17 protein-coding genes are annotated in these 16,533 nt (G+C 62.5%); 12 read left to right on the top strand and 5 right to left on the bottom strand.

Annotated features, from left to right (window positions below; translation table 11 throughout):
- The 3 genes from GPT33_RS10695 to GPT33_RS10705 all read left to right on the top strand — a co-directional run.
- Positions 1-1,144: ribonucleoside triphosphate reductase (locus GPT33_RS10695; protein ID WP_296808544.1), on the top strand; the 1,144-nt coding region annotated here is incomplete at its 5' end.
- A gap of 88 nt (positions 1,145-1,232) precedes the next feature.
- Positions 1,233-1,424, top strand: coding sequence for an anaerobic ribonucleoside-triphosphate reductase (gene nrdD, locus GPT33_RS10700; RefSeq protein ID WP_296808546.1), 192 nt, complete (start codon positions 1,233-1,235; stop codon positions 1,422-1,424).
- Positions 1,425-1,463: 39 nt separating this feature from the next.
- Positions 1,464-2,216, top strand: a complete 753-nt coding sequence (locus GPT33_RS10705; RefSeq protein WP_296808548.1) for an anaerobic ribonucleoside-triphosphate reductase activating protein — start codon at positions 1,464-1,466, stop codon at positions 2,214-2,216.
- Positions 2,217-2,248: 32 nt separating this feature from the next.
- Here the strand turns inward: GPT33_RS10705 and GPT33_RS10710 are convergent, their stop codons facing one another.
- From GPT33_RS10710 to pufB (GPT33_RS10730), 5 genes are all read right to left on the bottom strand, one after another.
- Positions 2,249-4,552 carry an EAL domain-containing protein gene (locus tag GPT33_RS10710; protein ID WP_296808550.1) on the bottom strand — a complete coding sequence of 768 codons (2,304 nt, stop codon included), beginning with the start codon at positions 4,550-4,552 and terminating at the stop codon, positions 2,249-2,251.
- A 621-nt stretch (positions 4,553-5,173) separates the two neighbouring features.
- Complete coding sequence (gene pufA, locus GPT33_RS10715; RefSeq protein WP_120796141.1) at positions 5,174-5,329, bottom strand: light-harvesting antenna LH1, alpha subunit; 156 nt, start codon at positions 5,327-5,329, stop codon at positions 5,174-5,176.
- 29 nt (positions 5,330-5,358) lie between these two features.
- Positions 5,359-5,499 (bottom strand): light-harvesting antenna LH1, beta subunit, encoded by a 141-nt coding sequence (gene pufB, locus GPT33_RS10720; protein ID WP_296808553.1) that lies wholly within the window; start codon positions 5,497-5,499, stop codon positions 5,359-5,361.
- Between the two features lie 89 nt (positions 5,500-5,588).
- A complete protein-coding gene (pufA, locus tag GPT33_RS10725) occupies positions 5,589-5,807 on the bottom strand; it encodes a light-harvesting antenna LH1, alpha subunit (RefSeq protein WP_296808555.1) in 219 nt (72 codons plus the stop codon).
- A 20-nt stretch (positions 5,808-5,827) separates the two neighbouring features.
- Positions 5,828-5,971: a light-harvesting antenna LH1, beta subunit gene (gene pufB / locus GPT33_RS10730; protein WP_296808557.1), complete on the bottom strand. Its 144-nt coding sequence runs from the start codon at positions 5,969-5,971 to the stop codon at positions 5,828-5,830.
- Between the two features lie 421 nt (positions 5,972-6,392).
- Between pufB (GPT33_RS10730) and kaiC the strand changes: the two genes are divergently transcribed.
- The 9 genes from kaiC to GPT33_RS10775 form a co-directional block, all read left to right on the top strand.
- Positions 6,393-8,102: a circadian clock protein KaiC gene (kaiC, locus tag GPT33_RS10735; protein ID WP_296808559.1), complete on the top strand. Its 1,710-nt coding sequence runs from the start codon at positions 6,393-6,395 to the stop codon at positions 8,100-8,102.
- A 17-nt stretch (positions 8,103-8,119) separates the two neighbouring features.
- On the top strand, positions 8,120-8,440 hold the full coding sequence (locus GPT33_RS10740) for a circadian clock KaiB family protein (RefSeq protein WP_296808561.1): 321 nt from the start codon (positions 8,120-8,122) through the stop codon (positions 8,438-8,440).
- A gap of 28 nt (positions 8,441-8,468) precedes the next feature.
- A complete protein-coding gene (locus tag GPT33_RS10745) occupies positions 8,469-8,882 on the top strand; it encodes a circadian clock KaiB family protein (RefSeq protein ID WP_363929264.1) in 414 nt (137 codons plus the stop codon).
- Between the two features lie 34 nt (positions 8,883-8,916).
- Positions 8,917-11,040 (top strand): ATP-binding protein, encoded by a 2,124-nt coding sequence (locus tag GPT33_RS10750; RefSeq protein WP_296808563.1) that lies wholly within the window; start codon positions 8,917-8,919, stop codon positions 11,038-11,040.
- Positions 11,041-11,121: 81 nt separating this feature from the next.
- The gene (locus GPT33_RS10755) at positions 11,122-11,766 is read left to right on the top strand and encodes a response regulator (RefSeq protein WP_296808566.1); all 645 of its coding nucleotides are present in this window, start codon (positions 11,122-11,124) and stop codon (positions 11,764-11,766) included.
- Between the two features lie 199 nt (positions 11,767-11,965).
- Complete coding sequence (locus GPT33_RS10760) at positions 11,966-12,841, top strand: CbiX/SirB N-terminal domain-containing protein (protein WP_296808569.1); 876 nt, start codon at positions 11,966-11,968, stop codon at positions 12,839-12,841.
- 389 nt (positions 12,842-13,230) lie between these two features.
- The gene (gene nosZ / locus GPT33_RS10765) at positions 13,231-15,543 is read left to right on the top strand and encodes a Sec-dependent nitrous-oxide reductase (RefSeq protein ID WP_296808571.1); all 2,313 of its coding nucleotides are present in this window, start codon (positions 13,231-13,233) and stop codon (positions 15,541-15,543) included.
- A gap of 84 nt (positions 15,544-15,627) precedes the next feature.
- Entirely contained in the window at positions 15,628-15,951 is a 324-nt protein-coding gene (locus GPT33_RS10770) for a c-type cytochrome (RefSeq protein ID WP_296808573.1), read from the top strand.
- Positions 15,952-16,111: 160 nt separating this feature from the next.
- A partial coding sequence (locus tag GPT33_RS10775) for a c-type cytochrome (protein WP_296808575.1) occupies positions 16,112-16,533 on the top strand: 422 nt, incomplete at its 3' end.

Here is a 16,533-nt window from a genome sequence, read left to right on the forward strand (position 1 = left end):
GCCGATGATCGCGGGCGTGGAGCAGCCCTTCACCTACGGCGACCTTCAAGCCGAGATGGACCTGATCAATCGGGCCTATATCGAGGTGATGACCGAGGGCGATGCCAAGGGCCGGATCTTCACCTTCCCGATCCCGACCTACAACATCACCGCCGATTTTCCGTGGGACAGCGAGAACGCGGAGCATCTGTTCGAGATGACCGCGAAGTACGGTCTGCCCTACTTCCAGAACTTTCTCAACTCGGAGCTCTCGCCGAACATGGTGCGCTCCATGTGCTGCCGGCTCCAGCTGGACCTGCGCGAGCTTCTGAAGCGCGGCAACGGACTCTTCGGTTCGGCTGAGCAGACCGGCTCGCTCGGTGTCGTCACCATCAACTGTGCGCGGCTCGGATACACCCATCGCGGCGACGAGGCGGGGCTGCTGGCGCGGCTCGATACACTCTTGGACCTCTCGCGCAACAGTCTGGAAATAAAGCGCAAGGTCATCCAGCGCCACATGGACGCCGGGCTCTTCCCCTACACCAAGCGGTATCTGGGCACCCTGCGCAACCATTTCTCGACCATCGGGGTGAACGGGATCAACGAGCTGATCCGCAACTTCACCGACGATGCCGAAGACATCACGACCGCCCGGGGCCACGCCATGGCCTGCCGGATCCTGGATCATGTCCGCGCACGGATGGTCGAGTTTCAGGAATCGACCGGCAGCATGTACAACCTGGAGGCTACTCCCGCGGAGGGCACGACCTACCGCTTCGCACGCGAGGACAAGAAACGCTTCCCGGACATCCTGCAGGCCGGCACGCCGGAGACGCCCTACTACACCAACAGCTCGCAGCTGCCGGTGGGCTACACGGACGACCCCTTCGAGGCGCTCGCGATGCAGGAGGCACTGCAGACGAAATACACGGGCGGGACGGTGCTGCACCTCTACATGAACGAGCAGATCTCGACGACCGACGCCTGCAAACGGCTGGTGCGCCGCGCGCTGGAGAACTTCCGCCAGCCCTACATCACGGTCACGCCGGTGTTCTCGATCTGCCCCAAACACGGCTACATTGCGGGCGAGCACGAATTCTGTCCGGTCTGCGACCGCGAGCTGATCGCACGCAAGACCGCGGCGCTTGAAGAGACGGCGGGGTAGGTCGAAGCACAGGCTCACGAAACGCCCGGCCGCTCGACAGAGCAACGAACAACACACAACTCTTCGAAACGACATCAGGAGCGAGACCATGACCCATCAAACCATCGAGCTGAAAACCGAAGAACGCACCCGTTGCGAGGTCTGGACGCGCGTCATGGGCTATCACCGCCCGGTTTCGGCCTTCAATGCCGGCAAGCGCGCCGAGCACGCCGAGCGCTGCTACTTCACCGAGACACCTAACGGATCCGCAATCCGCGACGAGCGCCGCGCAGCCGCCTAGGTCTTCGCGCCGCATTGCGCCGATCGACCTATCGAATCCATGTCTCGACAAGCACCCTGCCCGAGCGACGTCGATGGTTCGCACGCTGGGGTCTCGGCCGAGTCCGGACAATTGCGGATCGGCGGATTCGTTCCGCTGACGACGATCGACTACCCCGGCGAGCTCGCCGCGGTGATCTTCCTACAAGGCTGTCCTTGGCGCTGTCGCTACTGCCAGAATGGTTCCTTGATCGACCCGAGCGCGGCCCCGGTCATCGGCTGGTCGCAGATCCGCGGTTTTCTCGAGCGTCGTCGCGGGCTGCTCGACGCCGTCGTCTTCAGCGGCGGAGAGCCAACCCTACAGTCTGCGCTCGGCTCGGCCATGACCGAGGTCCGTGGTCTCGGATTCAAGGTCGGCTTGCACACCGCGGGCCCCGCGCCGAAACGCTTGGCACGGCTCTTACATCTTCTGGACTGGGTGGCCCTAGACATCAAGGCGCTGCCTGAAGACTATCCCGCGATCACGGGTGTCCCGCGATCCGGCGAAGCCGCTTGGGAGAGTTTGTCGTTGATCCAGGCATCGGGTATCCCGCTGGAAGTCCGCACGACGATCATGCCGCACTGGGCCCCGCCCGACCTCGAGACGCTCGCCGCAGCACTTGCGCTGCGGGGTGTACGGCAGTATGCCGTTCAGGCGTGCGACACCCGCCATACCCTGGACCCTCTCCTCGGTCCCTCCGTAATCCCGCTCGCACAGCTCGCCGCTGCCATCGATCCCGCAGCGTTCGACCGATTCCTGCTGCGTGGTCACTGAAGCGTCGGGCGAGATCGGCACGCCAGACGCGCTCAGGATCGATTCACCTCGCCGTTACGGCCCAGCATCACGCCGAGCGCATCGGCATCGATCGGACGGCTGAACAGATAGCCCTGCGCGAGGTCGCAGCCTTGCTCGACCAGGAAATCGCGCTGCTCGGTCCGCTCTACTCCCTCGGCAAGAACGCCGAGGCCAAGCGCTTGGGCCATCGCGATGATGGCACGTGTCAGCTCCGCATCCTCCTGATTGTCGGGTATGCCTGCGATGAAGGTCCGGTCGATTTTGAGGACGTGGAACGGAAACCGGCGCAAATAGCTCAACGCCGAGTAGCCGGTCCCGAAATCGTCGAGCGACAACCGAATACCGCGGCGATCCAGATTGGCCAGCAAGGTACCGATGGTGGGACGGTCACGCAGCAATACCCCTTCGGTGATCTCCAGCTCCAGCAGACCTGCGCTCAACCCCGAACGGCTCAGCGCCAGATCCACTTGCTCGGAAAAGGACTCCGGCGCTTGCAGCTGCAAGGACGACACGTTCACGGCGACCCTGCACGGCGCAATCGACTGCCAACGCGCCGCAGCGCAGCAGGCGCGCTCGAGGACCCAGCCGCCGATATGTTGGATCAATCCGGCGTCTTCGGCGACAGGGACGAGGAGGTCCGGTGCGACGGCGCCGAGCTCTTCGCTGGTCCAGCGCAAAAGCGCCTCCGCGGCAACGACGCGCCCGGTGCGCAGATCGATCAAGGGCTGGTACAAGAGGGCAAGCTCACCGCGCTCGGCGGCGTGCCGAAGGAGATTCGCCATCGACAAACGCTCGCGGATCTGCACGTCGAGGCCGGGGATATAGAAGCTGTAGCGCGCCCGCCCGGCGTCCTTGGCCTCCTTCATCGCCAAATCGGCATTCTTAAGCAGATCCTCTGCGCTCTTGCCGTCGCTCGGACTGATCGCGATCCCCAGGGACGCCGTCAGGAAGAGTTCTCGACCCTCGATGGTGAAGGCCGCCGTGAAGAGGCCGAGCAGCGCCTGCGCACGCTCGGCCGCATCGACGGGATCGCGAAGATCGGGATAAATGACGAGAAACTCGTCGGCTGCAAGACGCGCCAGGGTATCGCCCGCCGAGACCAGCTTACTAACCCGCTCCGCGGTCTGCACCAGGGCTTCGTCGCCCGCGGCGTGCCCCAAGCTGTCGTTGACCCGTTTGAAGTGGTCGAGATCCAAATAGAAGACCAACACCCGATGGTCCTCGCGCGCGGCGATCATCAGGCTTTGTTCAAGTCGGTCCATCGCCAGGGTGCGATTGGGAAGGCCGGTCAGGGAATCGTAGTTGGCCTGGTAGATCAAGCGGCGCTCGTATTCCTGTCGCTTCTTGATCTCTTCGCGCAAGCGTTCGTTGTGCTCGCTCAGTTTGCGCCGCTGAAGTCGCGCGACATCCATCCGAGTCTGCAATACGAGATTCTGCCGCTGCGCCCCGAGCAGCATCCACCCGCCGGTCAACAGGGCCACGGCCAACAAAACGAGAGCAAACAAGAACCAGCGCGACGTGAGGAGACGCTCGTCGAGCGACGCACGCTCGAGGCCGACCAAGAAAAAGGGTGTTCCCGACACCTCGATCGGTGCTCCGACCGCGCCCTCGATCTCTGCAACCTCTGCGGCCGAGCGCAGCAGTCGATAACGATCCAGGCCACTGCCCGCGGGATCGAGTCCGACCAGCGCGGCCAACGCGGTCCGCTCGTTGACCCAGGCGACCAAGGTCCCGCGTCCGCGCTCCGACATGACGACCGGGGCCTCGACCAGGATGGCATCGGGGTGCTGCGGCGCATCGACAACCAATCGGACGTGGCTCGGGAGACCTGAATCCAAAGCGAGCCATGACTCCGCCGCCGGCGGGTCGGCCGACGTATCGACAAGAATCGTTCCGTCGGCATCGAACAGGGCGATTCGATCGAAGAAAGGCCCCGCATCGACGCGCTTCTCGCCGACGCGCTCGATCAGCACCCCTCGGATCGAGACCAAGCTCGCGTGCAGCCCGTACTTCATCGACATACCGAGGTCACGATTCACGAAAAAGGACTGAACCGCCTGATCACGACGAAGATTCGCCAGATCACCGAGACGCTCGGCGTAGAAATAGCTCAGGGCGTTGGCGTGGAGCCGGGCATCCAAGGCATGGCGGGCGCTGGTGGAATGACTCAGGCGCTCTTGGGCGACCCAAGTGGTGACGAGCAGCAGCGCGAAATAAACGATCAGCGCAATGCCGCCGGCGATGGTCGGAGACAGCAACCAGCGTCGGCCGCGGTCCTTCCTGCCCCGCGGATCGGACATGACGGATGCTGCCAAAGGATCGCTCCTCCCTGCTTTTCAACGAGACACCGGACCCGAATCGCGGTCCACCCCGAGACATGCCGACCGCATCTCCTCTCGTTGCGATGGCCCGCCATCGAGTGTACTGCAGCGGCGGGCGATGGGAAGCTCCGAACACCGACCGATCATGGAACTGTGAGGTCGGTCGCAGAAATCGCACCGGCCGACATTCAGCGCTCGCCGGGACCGGTTGCCGCACACCCGCGGCTTTGCGCGAATGGGTCAACGAGGTAAGCGGAACAACCTCCGGCATCGCTTCAGTAAACAGTCGAAAAGCTGATCCGATGCAACGCTTTATTCGACGCGCAGCAAGGCTTCGCTTCCTCGATGCGAAACCACATCTTTGGAGTTCGAGGGGGAGAGTAAGAATTGGGGATCGACGACGCCGACGAACAAGTGTGCTCTCGTGGCAATCCCCATTGAGGTTGCAATTCCGATGCAGGCGGTCCGACGCGGTCACCGCCTCGCGACGGGGCATCCCTGCCCCGTCGAAACCCCGGATATCCGATATCCTACAGGCAGCTCAATGCCATCAAGGTATCCGAGCAGCGGGGCGAGAGTAGACGCGATTCCATTCGCTCTCGTTGGGTCGTTTGGCTAGAAGCCATATCCCAGAGAAATCACATAGCTGTGCACGACCAGCGCAACGATCAGGACAGCGAATAGAATCGGCATCAACCAGACCGCAGGATTGACGACCAACCAGACCTTCCAATCGTCTTCCGGGTTTTTCGGTTTATTGACTTCACTCATCACAATCACCTTTTCGTGTCAAAAACGGATTAGAACCAAGGGTTGGCCGCGAGGACGAACAGATGCACCACCGCGGCGATACCGACAAATGCCGTATAGGTGATTTTGAACTGCTCGTGAAATTCCTTCGCTTGCTGCTCGGTCAGACCCGACAAGGATTGCTCAGCCATCGTTATATCTCCAGGAGGAATGATTGAAAAACCTGTTTATCCTGGCTCGCCGGTGACCCGTTCGGTCAGAGGCGTTGCCGAGATTTCGATTATTCAGCAACCACGGCCGGTGCTGCCTCGACTGCGGCCGGTGCTTCGGCAACCGCCTCGACCGGATCGAAACCGATGCCGAGCGACCACGCGTAAGCATGGACCATCAATGCCACGGCCAGTACCGCGAACAGGATGGGCATCAACCACACCGCCGGATTCAACACCAGCCAAATCCGATAGTCCTTCTCAAGCGGCTTGTAGTCGAATACGTTCATGGATGTCTCCTCTTAAGAACCTAAAACCAAGGATTGGCCGCGATCACGAACAAATGCACGAGTGCCGCAATGCCGACGAACGCGCTATAGGTGATCTTGAACTGCTCGTGAAACTCCTTCGCCTGTTGCTCGGTTAAACCGGAAAGGCTTGCCTGTTCAGCCATGGATCGGCCTCCAACGTATGGGTAGTGCCGGACCTCGAGGGTTCGGCTGCTGCTCTCTCTCGCGGCGATCACCGTCACGAGAACCCGTTGCCCTGGTACACTGGGCGGGATCACTTAGAACAAGCAAGCTAAGTTACAGTACCAAGCAAGCTATAATACTTGCTGTTCCTAGTAATCTTACGTGTCATCTTAGCTTGACATAGCAAGTTGTCAAGCTAGTTTTACATCAATTTTCCAGGTCTCTTTCAAAACCCGATGCCGGGCGATCTTCGGATCTCGGACTGGATTAAGATGCGAGACAATCGCTGGTGTGTCGCATTGCGGCTCACCGAAAGATGGGCAGTGGCGCGGCCCGCGCCGAACCGGTGCGGTGACTGCGATCCCGCGGAACAAGGCGCGTGCGTTGGAGCGGACGACATCCATGCAGACTGAATTCCCGAACGAGACCGGACAAACGGGCATTGCAAAATGCCGCACCGGAATCCGAGGTCTCGACGAGATCACCGGCGGGGGGTTGCCGCGCGGGCGACCGACCCTGATCGGCGGCGCGGCGGGTTGCGGCAAGACACTCCTGGCGATGGAGTTTGTCGTACGGGGCGCGCGCGAATTCGATGAACCGGGCGTATTCATGGCCTTCGAGGAGAGCGAGGAGGAGTTGATCGCCAACGTCGAATCGCTCGGCTTCGCACTCGACGCCCTGGTGGAACAGAATCGAATCCTCCTCGACGGCGTGCGGATCGAGCGCGGCGAGATCGAGGAAACGGGTGAGTATGATCTGGAGGGTCTGTTCGTGCGTCTCGGCAGCGCAATCGCCGAGATCGGCGCCAAGCGCGTGGCGCTGGACGGGGTCGACGCACTCTTTGCCGCCCTGCCCAGCGAGGCGATCGTGCGTGCAGAGCTGCGGCGTCTATTCCGCTGGCTGAAGGATCAGGGTGTGACGGCCGTGATCACCGGCGAGCAAGGCGAGAAGACCCTCACCCGGCATGGTTTGGAGGAGTACGTCAGCGACTGCGTCATCTTCCTTGACCACCGCATGACCAACCAGGTCGCCACCCGCCGTCTACGCATCGTCAAGTATCGCGGCTCCCGCCACGGGACCAACGAATACCCGACGCTGATCGACCAGGAAGGTTTCAGTGTCCTGCCGATCAGCTCGGTGAGTCTAAGCCACCGGGTCTCTCGCGAGTACGTGTCCACCGGCATCCCGAGACTGGACACCATGCTCGGCGGCGGGGGCTATTTCAAAGGCAGCAGCGTCCTCCTCTCCGGCACCTCGGGTGCGGGCAAGAGCAGTATCGCGACAGCGTTTGCCGACGGCGTCTGCCGCCGGGGCGAACGCTGTCTCTTTTGGTCCTCGGAGGAGTCACCCGACCAGATCCTGCGCAACATGGCCTCGATCGGATTCGACCTACAGCCATACATCGACCGTGGGCTGTTGGTCTGCCACGCCGTCCGCCCGACCCTTTACGGACTGGAGAATCATCTGGTCAGCCTGCACAGGTTGGTCGAGTCAATCCGTCCCGCCGCGGTGATTCTTGACCCGATCACGAACTTCGCCGCAGTCGGCGACACCGCGGAGGTCAAGACGATGCTCACGCGGATCATCGACTTCCTGAAAGGTGCCGGCATCACCGGGCTGTTCACCAGTTTGACGCAGGGGTCTGAACCCTTTCATTCGGAACGGACCGACGAGGGCGTCAGCTCACTGATCGACACCTGGCTGATGCTGCAGATGGTGCAATCCGCCGGCGAGCGCAATCGACTACTCTATGTCCTGAAAAGCCGCGGCATGGCTCATTCCAATCAGGTCCGAGAGCTGGTGCTGGACAACGAGGGAATCCATTTGTCCGATGTCTACACGGGGACCGGCGAGGTGCTCACCGGTGCGGCGCGAATCGCGCAGGAAACCCGTGATCAGGCCAACAACGTCGCGGCTCGGAAGGCCCATGTGCGAGAACAACGCGCCCTGCAGCTGAAGCGCCGAGATCTCATGGCACGAATTCAGTCGCTGGAGGCACAGCTCGTCGCGATCGATGAGGATGCAGCGTTTGCGACGGCAGAAGAGGCCCAACGTGTCGTGAACGCCGCGCACGATGAAGCCGCCATGTTTCACGCGAGGGGCGCGGACTGACGCAGAGGCTATCGACGATGAATCAGACCGACACAACCCTGCACGGTCCGGACGAGGCGGGGCCAGGCTGGTGCTTGCGACTCTATGTTGCGGGCCAGAGCCCGCGCTCCCTGCGGGCCTTCGAGAACCTCAAGGCGCTCTGCGAGACCCACCTCGCCGGTCATTACGACATCGAGATCGTCGATCTACTCGAGAACCCGCGACTCGCCCGCGGCGACCAAATCGTCGCGGTGCCGACCCTGGTGCGCAAGCTGCCCGAACCGGTACGCAAAATCATCGGAGACCTTTCAAATACGGAGCGGGTGTTGGTCGGCCTCGACCTGCGTCCTCGCAGATGAACCTCAACCCGTCGAGCAGAGGAACGCTATGACCGCGACACGTCACCCCTCCTCCGGGGTCGATTGCTTGGGCCCGGCGCCCATCCAACCGGAATCGCCGCGTATCGATGACGCAGCCTATTCGAAGCCAAGCGGCGGTCACGTCCTGACCCTCTATGTCGCGAGCCTCACGCCACGCTCGGTCGCGGCAATCCGCTCGGTCAAAGACGTCTGCGAGAGGCATCTGCAAGGCCGCTACGACCTGGAGGTCATCGATATCTACGAGCACCCGACCTTGGCCAGAAGTGAACAGATCGTGGCCGCCCCGACCCTGATCAAGAAGCTTCCGCTGCCGCTGCGCCGCCTGATCGGCGATATGGCCGACGAGCACCGCGTCCTGGTGGGCCTTGACCTGCGGCCCAAGGACGAGGTTGGCGGAACCCCGGATCACCCCCTCGACTGATCGCATGCCGCCCCATCGGAGCGAGGGTTGCGAGATGACCCCGAACGCCGCCATCGACCGGCTCAAGGAGGAAAACCTCGAGCTGCGAGCCCGCCTCGAGGAGGCGGAAGACGCCTTGCGCGCCATCCGCGAGGGCGAGGTCGATGCCGTCATCGTGAGCGGCAGTCAAGGCGACCGGGTGTTCTCCCTCATGGAGACCGAAAACCTCCACCGACTCATGGTCGAGACCATGAACGAGGCGGGCCTGGCGATCTCCCCGGATGGACTGCTGCTCTACGCCAACGACCGGGCGAGCGCGCTGCTGAAGCGGGAACGCAGCCACCTCTTGGGCCACCCGATCATGGAGCTTGCCGCCCCGCACGACAGCGAGCGCTTACGACACCTCCTGGAGGCATCCGGGCAGGGCATCGCCGATGATCGCGTGGTCTTTCTTGCCGCGGACGGTGCGGCCGTTCCCATGCATCTTTGGGCGAGCCGGCTCGACCGCCCGGCGGGTGCGATCATCTGCCTGGTCGGCACCGATCTCAGCCGTCTGGAGGCCGATCGGGCCCTCGTTACCCAGCTCGAGGAGCAGCAGCAGGCCCTCAGCGCGTCGCGCGCCGAGGCGCTCGACCTGATGGCACAAGCCTTGGCGGCGCGCGAGCAGGCTGCACAGGCCGCCCGTGAGCTGCGCGAGAGCGACCGTCGCAAGGACGCCTTTCTCGCCGTGCTGTCCCATGAGCTGCGCAACCCGCTTGCGCCGATCCGCAACGCCCTCGAGATCCTCCGCTTGAGCCATGTCTCGGCCCCGGCCGCCGACGAAGCGAGGGCGATGATGGCGCGCCAACTTGCCCATCTCGAGCGACTGGTCGACGATCTCCTTGAGGTGTCGCGCATCACGCACGGCAAGATCGAGCTGCGCAAGGAGCCGGTCGCTCTTGCAAGCGTCATCGACAGCGCCGTCGAGACCGTCAGGCCGCTGATCGACGCGGCCGGCCAATGCCTCGTGGTCAACCTTCCGCCAGAGCCGCTCTGGCTGGAGGGGGATCCGACCCGCCTGTCGCAGATCTTCGGCAACCTATTGAACAACGCCGCGAAATACTCGGATGCCGGGAAGGAAATCCGGGTCGAGGCGAGAACGGTCGACGGCGGTGTCTTGGTCTCGGTGCGGGATACCGGGGTCGGCATCCCTGCCGAGCTCCTGCCGCGACTGTTCGATATGTTTTCCCAGGGCCATCCGAAGCCGTCGATTGGCCGGAGCGGCCTGGGGATCGGTCTGTCGCTGGTGCGTAAGCTCGTCGAGCTGCACGGCGGTCGCGTCGAGGCACGCAGTGCCGGACCGGGCCAGGGTAGCGAGTTGACGGTGTTTCTGCCATTGCTCGCCCGAGAGGGCGCGGCGGCGCCGACCGAGCATCGCGTCATTGCCGCCCCGGCAACTGCGACACAGACCTCCCGCATCCTTGTCGTCGACGACAACCGGGACGCCGCGAAGAGCCTGGCGATGCTGCTCGAGCTCAAAGGTGCCCAGATTCAGGTCAGCTACGACGGACCCTCGGCCCTGGCGGCCTTGGAGCAGCACCCCGTGGACGCCGTGGTCCTCGACATCGGCATGCCCGGCATGAACGGCCTGGAGGTGGCCCGCCGGATCCGCGCTCGCCCCGAATATCGCCGAATCGCGTTGATTGCGATGACCGGATTGGGCGAGCAGGCGGATCGACAACGCTCGCTCGATGCCGGGTTCGATCGGCACTTGGTCAAGCCGATCTCCTTCGAAAGCCTCGATGCGGTTCTCGGTGATCTGCGTGATCGGCGCGATCTGCGCGATCGCGACCGGCCACCGCACCCTCTGCATCCGGATCCCGCAACGATCGAGGCCCGCGCCGCCCCCCTTCTCCACGACCTGGCTCAGCCATTGAGCTCAGCCGGGTGCTATGCCCTGGCGGCGCGAGCCCTCGCCGCAGGATCCGAAGCCGACACCGCTCGCTTACGCGACGCGCTGAGCGGAATCGATCAACAGATCAGGCTTGCGGGCACCATTATGGAGCGCCTTCGCGAGACGCTTCGCAGCCCCGCGAACACCGCGATCGACAACCCGAGCACGGGTGACGATTCCAAGCTCCCCGTGGGAGGGGGGGGAGGGGGCAAGGGCGACGCATTGTCCGCTGCGGACACGGTATAATCGCCCGGTCCCGAACGCCGGACATCAGTGCCGGCCACGCCCGGAATCGACGACGGAGGTGTCCGACCTTAGGAGATCCGAATGACCATCGAGCCGATTGCCTACATCGTCGACGACGATCCCGCATTGCGCGACGCGGTGTGCGCTCTGTTGGATTCGGTGGCCATCCGCTCGAGCGCATTCGCCGATGCCGAAGAGCTCCTGCAATCCGGCGTGCTCGCGCAGCCCGGACCCGCATGTCTGCTCGCAGACGTCCGGATGCCCGGCATCAGCGGGATGACCCTGCTGGAACGGCTGCGCGATTCGGGGATCGAGATCCCGACGATCGTGATCACCGGCTACGGGGATATCCCGATGGCGGTGCGTGCGATGAAACTCGGCGCCGTGGATTTCATCACCAAGCCATTGAACGCTCAGGCGCTCTTGGAGCTGGTGCAGAACACCCTGTACAACGCCGGCGCTGCGCTCGGACCCGATGCCGACGTCGATGCGACGCTGCGACGCTATCGTGCCTTGACACCCCGAGAGCAGCAGGTCTTTCAGGCACTCACAGTGGGACAAACCAATCGGGTGATCGCCGACACGCTCGGCATCAGCGTGCGTACCGCGGAGTTTCACCGCGCGAGCGTCATGAAGAAGATGCAGGCAAAGAACCTTGCCGATCTGACACTCGCACGCGTGACCATTCAAGATCGCCTTCCGAAGGAACCTGCGCGCGCTCCCTGACCGCAGCTTAGGGCACGCTCGACCCTCATTCGATCCGTGCGCGTCGCGCCGATGCGGCGCAGAGCACATCTCGGCATCCCGGGCAGCATGGAAGTTGCCGTCGGCGCAGACGCGTGCGCGCCCGCGCAATTGAGTGAAAGGGTCAACTACCCCACCTCTGGCTTAACGGGATGCGGATCCCATCGGACATGAGGATAACGTGCGCGACATCCTGCTGATCGACAACGGTTCCAAGCGAGCCGATGCCACGCTGAGCCTGAGACGGATCGCGAGCGGACTCGCCGAGCGTCTCGGCGAGTCCGTCCACCCCGTCTCACTGCTGCACTCCGAGCGAATCCCGCCGAGCGAGCTGCACGGGCAAGCCGCCGACACCTTCGAGTCCTTTCTGCGGCGTCGCCTGAGCGAGGACATTCGACGCTTCTTGATCCTCCCGCTCTTCTTCGGTCCGAGCCGGGCCATCAGCGACTATGTCCCCGAGCGCATCGCGGCCCTGCAAGGCGATTTCGGCCCTTTCGATGTCCGGATCGCGCGAGCAATCTGCCCGCTGCCGGCGGGCGAGCCCGACTTGGTCGAGATCCTTCTGGAGCACATTCACGGCGCCGCCTCCGAGCAGGGCATCGCGCCGCGCCGGATCCTGCTGGTCGACCACGGATCTCCTATACCCGCCGTTACCGAGGTGCGGCGTTGGCTTGCCCGGCAGTTGGCGCAACGGCTCGCCGACGACTCCGGCCCTCACGTCGAGCTCGGCGAGGCCGTCATGGAACGGCGCTCCGGAGCGGAATACGACTTCAACGGAGAACTTCTGGAGGATCGTCTGCGCGCGCTCGCCGCGGAGGACGTCTCGACCCCGGTCATCCTCTCCATGTTGTTCCTGTCGCCCGGACGACATGCCGGACCGGGCGGAGATATTACCGAGATCTGCTCGGCTGTCGAACGCGACCATCCGGGCTTTCGTGTTCATCCCTCCGCGCTGGTCGGCGCTCATCCCCGGCTGCTCGACATCCTGACGGCGCGGATGGCGGAAATGGATGCGGCACCCGCCGCCGGGACCGACATCCTGGAGCAGACTCGGTAGGGCTGTCGGCCGCCAGCCCTTGCCCAAGTGCAAGGGTGCCGGACGACAAGTGCCGTCACGGGCCGGATGCAAGACACCCTCCAACACGTGCGGATTGGCCAACACGTGCGGATTGGGATCTCGGCGAAGATCAACGTCCCCTTCGGCTTGGGGAACGATCCAATCTCGCGCTTGCGTGTTCAACGCGTTCTGCCGATCCACACCACCGCCCCCGCTAGGCCGCCCCACCATCCCCGAACGCGTCGTGCCGCCGTGGCTGAAATTGCGTGAAATCACACACCTCTCGCCGGATTTAACATAGATCAAGTCCCCAGCCAGCGCCCTTTGCTAGCTTGACCCAGTCGAGAGACCGGTTCGAGATCTCGTTCAATGGCACCGGAGGAGGACACATGAATAAAAAAACGCAACGTTTCACGACCCTGGCCACGGGAGTCGTCCTCGGTCTCGCGGCCGCAGGGTCAGCCTGGTCGGAGGACACCCTGAAGGACGTCATGGATCGACGCGGCCTGACCGAAAAGGATCTTCTCGCCGCGGCCAAAACCTATGTCCCCACGGGTGGGCGTGACGAATTCGTGGTCTTCGCCTCCGGTGGACAGTCCGGACAGGTGATCGTCTACGGCATCCCATCGATGCGACTGCTCAAGTACATCGGCGTCTTCACGCCCGAGCCCTGGCAGGGATACGGCTTCGACGACGAGTCCAAAGCAGTGCTCGAGCAGGGGCGTACCCGCGGCAAGGATCTGGTTTACGGCGACACCCATCACCCGGCGATCTCCGAGACCGACGGCGATTACGACGCCAAATACGTCTTCATCAACGACAAGGCCAATCCACGTATCGCGGTGATTGATCTGCACGACTTCGAAACCAAGCAGATCGTCGTCAACCCCTTCTTCAAGTCCTCGCATGGCGGCGCTTTCGTCACGCCGAACACCGAGTATGTCATGGAGGCGGCTCAATACGCCGCCCCGCTCCTTGACGACGGTTTCGTACCGTTGGAGGAGTTCAACGACAAGTACCGCGGAGGCCTGACGTATTGGAGCTTCAATAAGGAGAAAGGCCGTATCGAGCCGGAAAACTCCTTTACGCTCGAGCTCGGACCCTACAGTCAGGACCTCTCGGACGCAGGCAAGAAGGATAGTTACGGTTGGGGCTTCACCAACTCCTTCTGTACCGAGCGTTATGTCGGCGGGATCGAGCGGGGTCGCCCGCCTTTCGAGGCAGGGTGCTCTTCCAAAGACACCGATTATCTGCATGTCACCAATTGGAAGAAGGCCGAGGAATTGGTCAAGGCCGGCAAGGTGAAAAAGGAAAAGGGGATGTACTTCATCCCGTTGGAGCAGGCGATCGCCGAAGGTCTGCTCTACCTGGTGCCTGAGCCCAAGAGTCCGCACGGCGTGGATGTCACACCGGACGGCAAATTCATCATCGTGGCCGGCAAGCTCGACAGCCATGTCTCGGTTTACAGCGTCGAGAAGATCATGAAGGCCATCGAGGAGGGCAATTTCGAGGGTCAGGATCCCTACGGCGTGCCGATCATCCCGATGCAGGACGCGCTCCATACCCAGGTCAATCTGGGGCTGGGTCCGCTGCACACCCAGTTCGATTCCAAACCCTGCGTCGCCTATACCTCGCTGTATGTGGACTCGCAGGTCGCAAAATATGACTACTGCGAGGGCAAGGTTCTCGACAAGCTGTCGATCCATTACAACATCGGCCATCTCATGACGATGGAGGGCGATACGGTCAACCCGCAGGGCAAATATCTGGTAGCCCTGAACAAGCTCTCGATCGATCGTCATCAGCCTGTCGGCCCTCTGCATCCGCAGAACCATCAACTGATCGACATCAGCGGCGACAAGATGCAGCTCATCTACGACATGCCCTTGCCGCTCGGCGAGCCCCACTATGCCGCCGCCATTCGTGCCGAAAAGCTGCAACCGGCGGTGCGCTACAAATCCGGTTGGAACAGTCGGACCGATGAAGTGCATCCCAATCGAACCCGCGCCGGCCGCGAGACGACCGAGCGGACCTGCGATGCCGGCGGCAACTGCACCACGCGTATCATGGGTACGGTGATTCGCTCGCACATCACCCCCGAGATCATCGAGGCGGAGGTCGGCGACCAGGTCCATCTGCATCTCACCAACCTCGAACGTGCACAGGATCAGGTGCATGGTTTCGCGCTCTACGGACAAAACGTCAACCTCTCCATCGAGCCCGGCAAGACCGCGTCGTTCAGTTTTGTCGCCGACGAGGAAGGCGTCTTCCCCTACTACTGCACGGAGTTCTGCTCCGCGTTGCATCTCGAGATGCAGGGTTATCTCTTGGTCCGACCGAAGGGCTATCAGGCAACCGAGGTCTCGATGGTCGAGGGAACTCTGTATTCACAAGCCGACTACGACACGCAGGTCAAGACCAACATCGAGACGCAATCCGTCATCGACCAGGTCGTCGCCTATATCACAGCTCGAAACTTCCAGGACTTCCCGACCGCGGTCGCGCTCGTCGAGGATGCGACCGACCAGCTCGGCTTCGCACAGGAGTCCAAGAAGAAATCCGAGGACGCCGCCGCCAAGGCCGACTGGCAGAACGCCATGCTCTGGGCCAATCAGTGGTGGCAGTATCAGGTGAAGGCTGCCGACCTAGGCCTGCGTGCGAAGAACCTCCTGGATGAGGAGGGCGCGACGGTCAACCAGTGAAGTCGCGTCATTGACCCGGATCGGGATCCCGGTCAATGACAGCTTCTCGACAACCGCAATCGGCTAATCGCCGGAGAGTCCACGATGAACGCCTTGAAGTCCGTTCTCATCTCGATCTCGATCGCCGCGGCGACAACGGCATCCTTGCCCGTTCTCGCAATGGATGGCGCCGAGCTCTACGTCACCAAGACCTGTGTGGCCTGTCACGGCAAGGACGCCAACACACCCATCCTGCCCATCTATCCAAAGCTCGCGGGACAAAGTCCGGATTACGCCTACAACCAAATGGTGGATATCAAAAGCGGTGCCCGCAGCAACGGCATGACCGCAGCGATGAAGGGTGTCATGCACCTCGTCAACGAGGAAGAGATGCGAGCCATCGCGAACTGGCTGGGCACGCTGAATTAAACGCTCGCCGTTCAGCGTCACTCACAACACCCATCGCTTGTCCGGAGCTCGTGTCCCCTCGCGGTGCAAACATGCTCAATCTCAACAAACAAGATATCGAAGCGACTCACATCACCTTTCGCCGCAATAAGAGTCGTTCGAGCTCGATTCGGAGTATGTCATGAATCAACGTCAGCTTTTTCAAGTCGCGATCCTGGCCGCAGCCGTCGGAACAGCCGGAACACTCTCGGCAGAGGAGGCGAGCGACGCAGACCGCGTCCATCGTGCCGAGCCCGTCGATTGGAATCAAGGCGGAGGCGAGCAGGACGCAGCCTTGCATCTCGAGCCGGACATCGAGAACGGGATGGATGTTTACGAGGTGTGTGCCGCCTGTCATCTGCCCGAAGGCTGGGGCACGCCGGATGGAACCTTTCCGCAATTGGCGGGACAGCATCGCGGTGTCCTGATCAAGCAGATGGCGGACATCCGTGCACAGAACCGTGACAATCCAACGATGTATCCCTTCTCGCTCCCGCAGTCGATCGGCGATGCACAGGCACTGGCCGATGTCGTTGCCTATATCGAAAGCCTCCCGATGAACCC

The sequence above is a fragment of the Thiocapsa sp. genome, assembly GCF_011390875.1.
Classification (GTDB): Bacteria; Pseudomonadota; Gammaproteobacteria; order Chromatiales; family Chromatiaceae; genus Thiocapsa.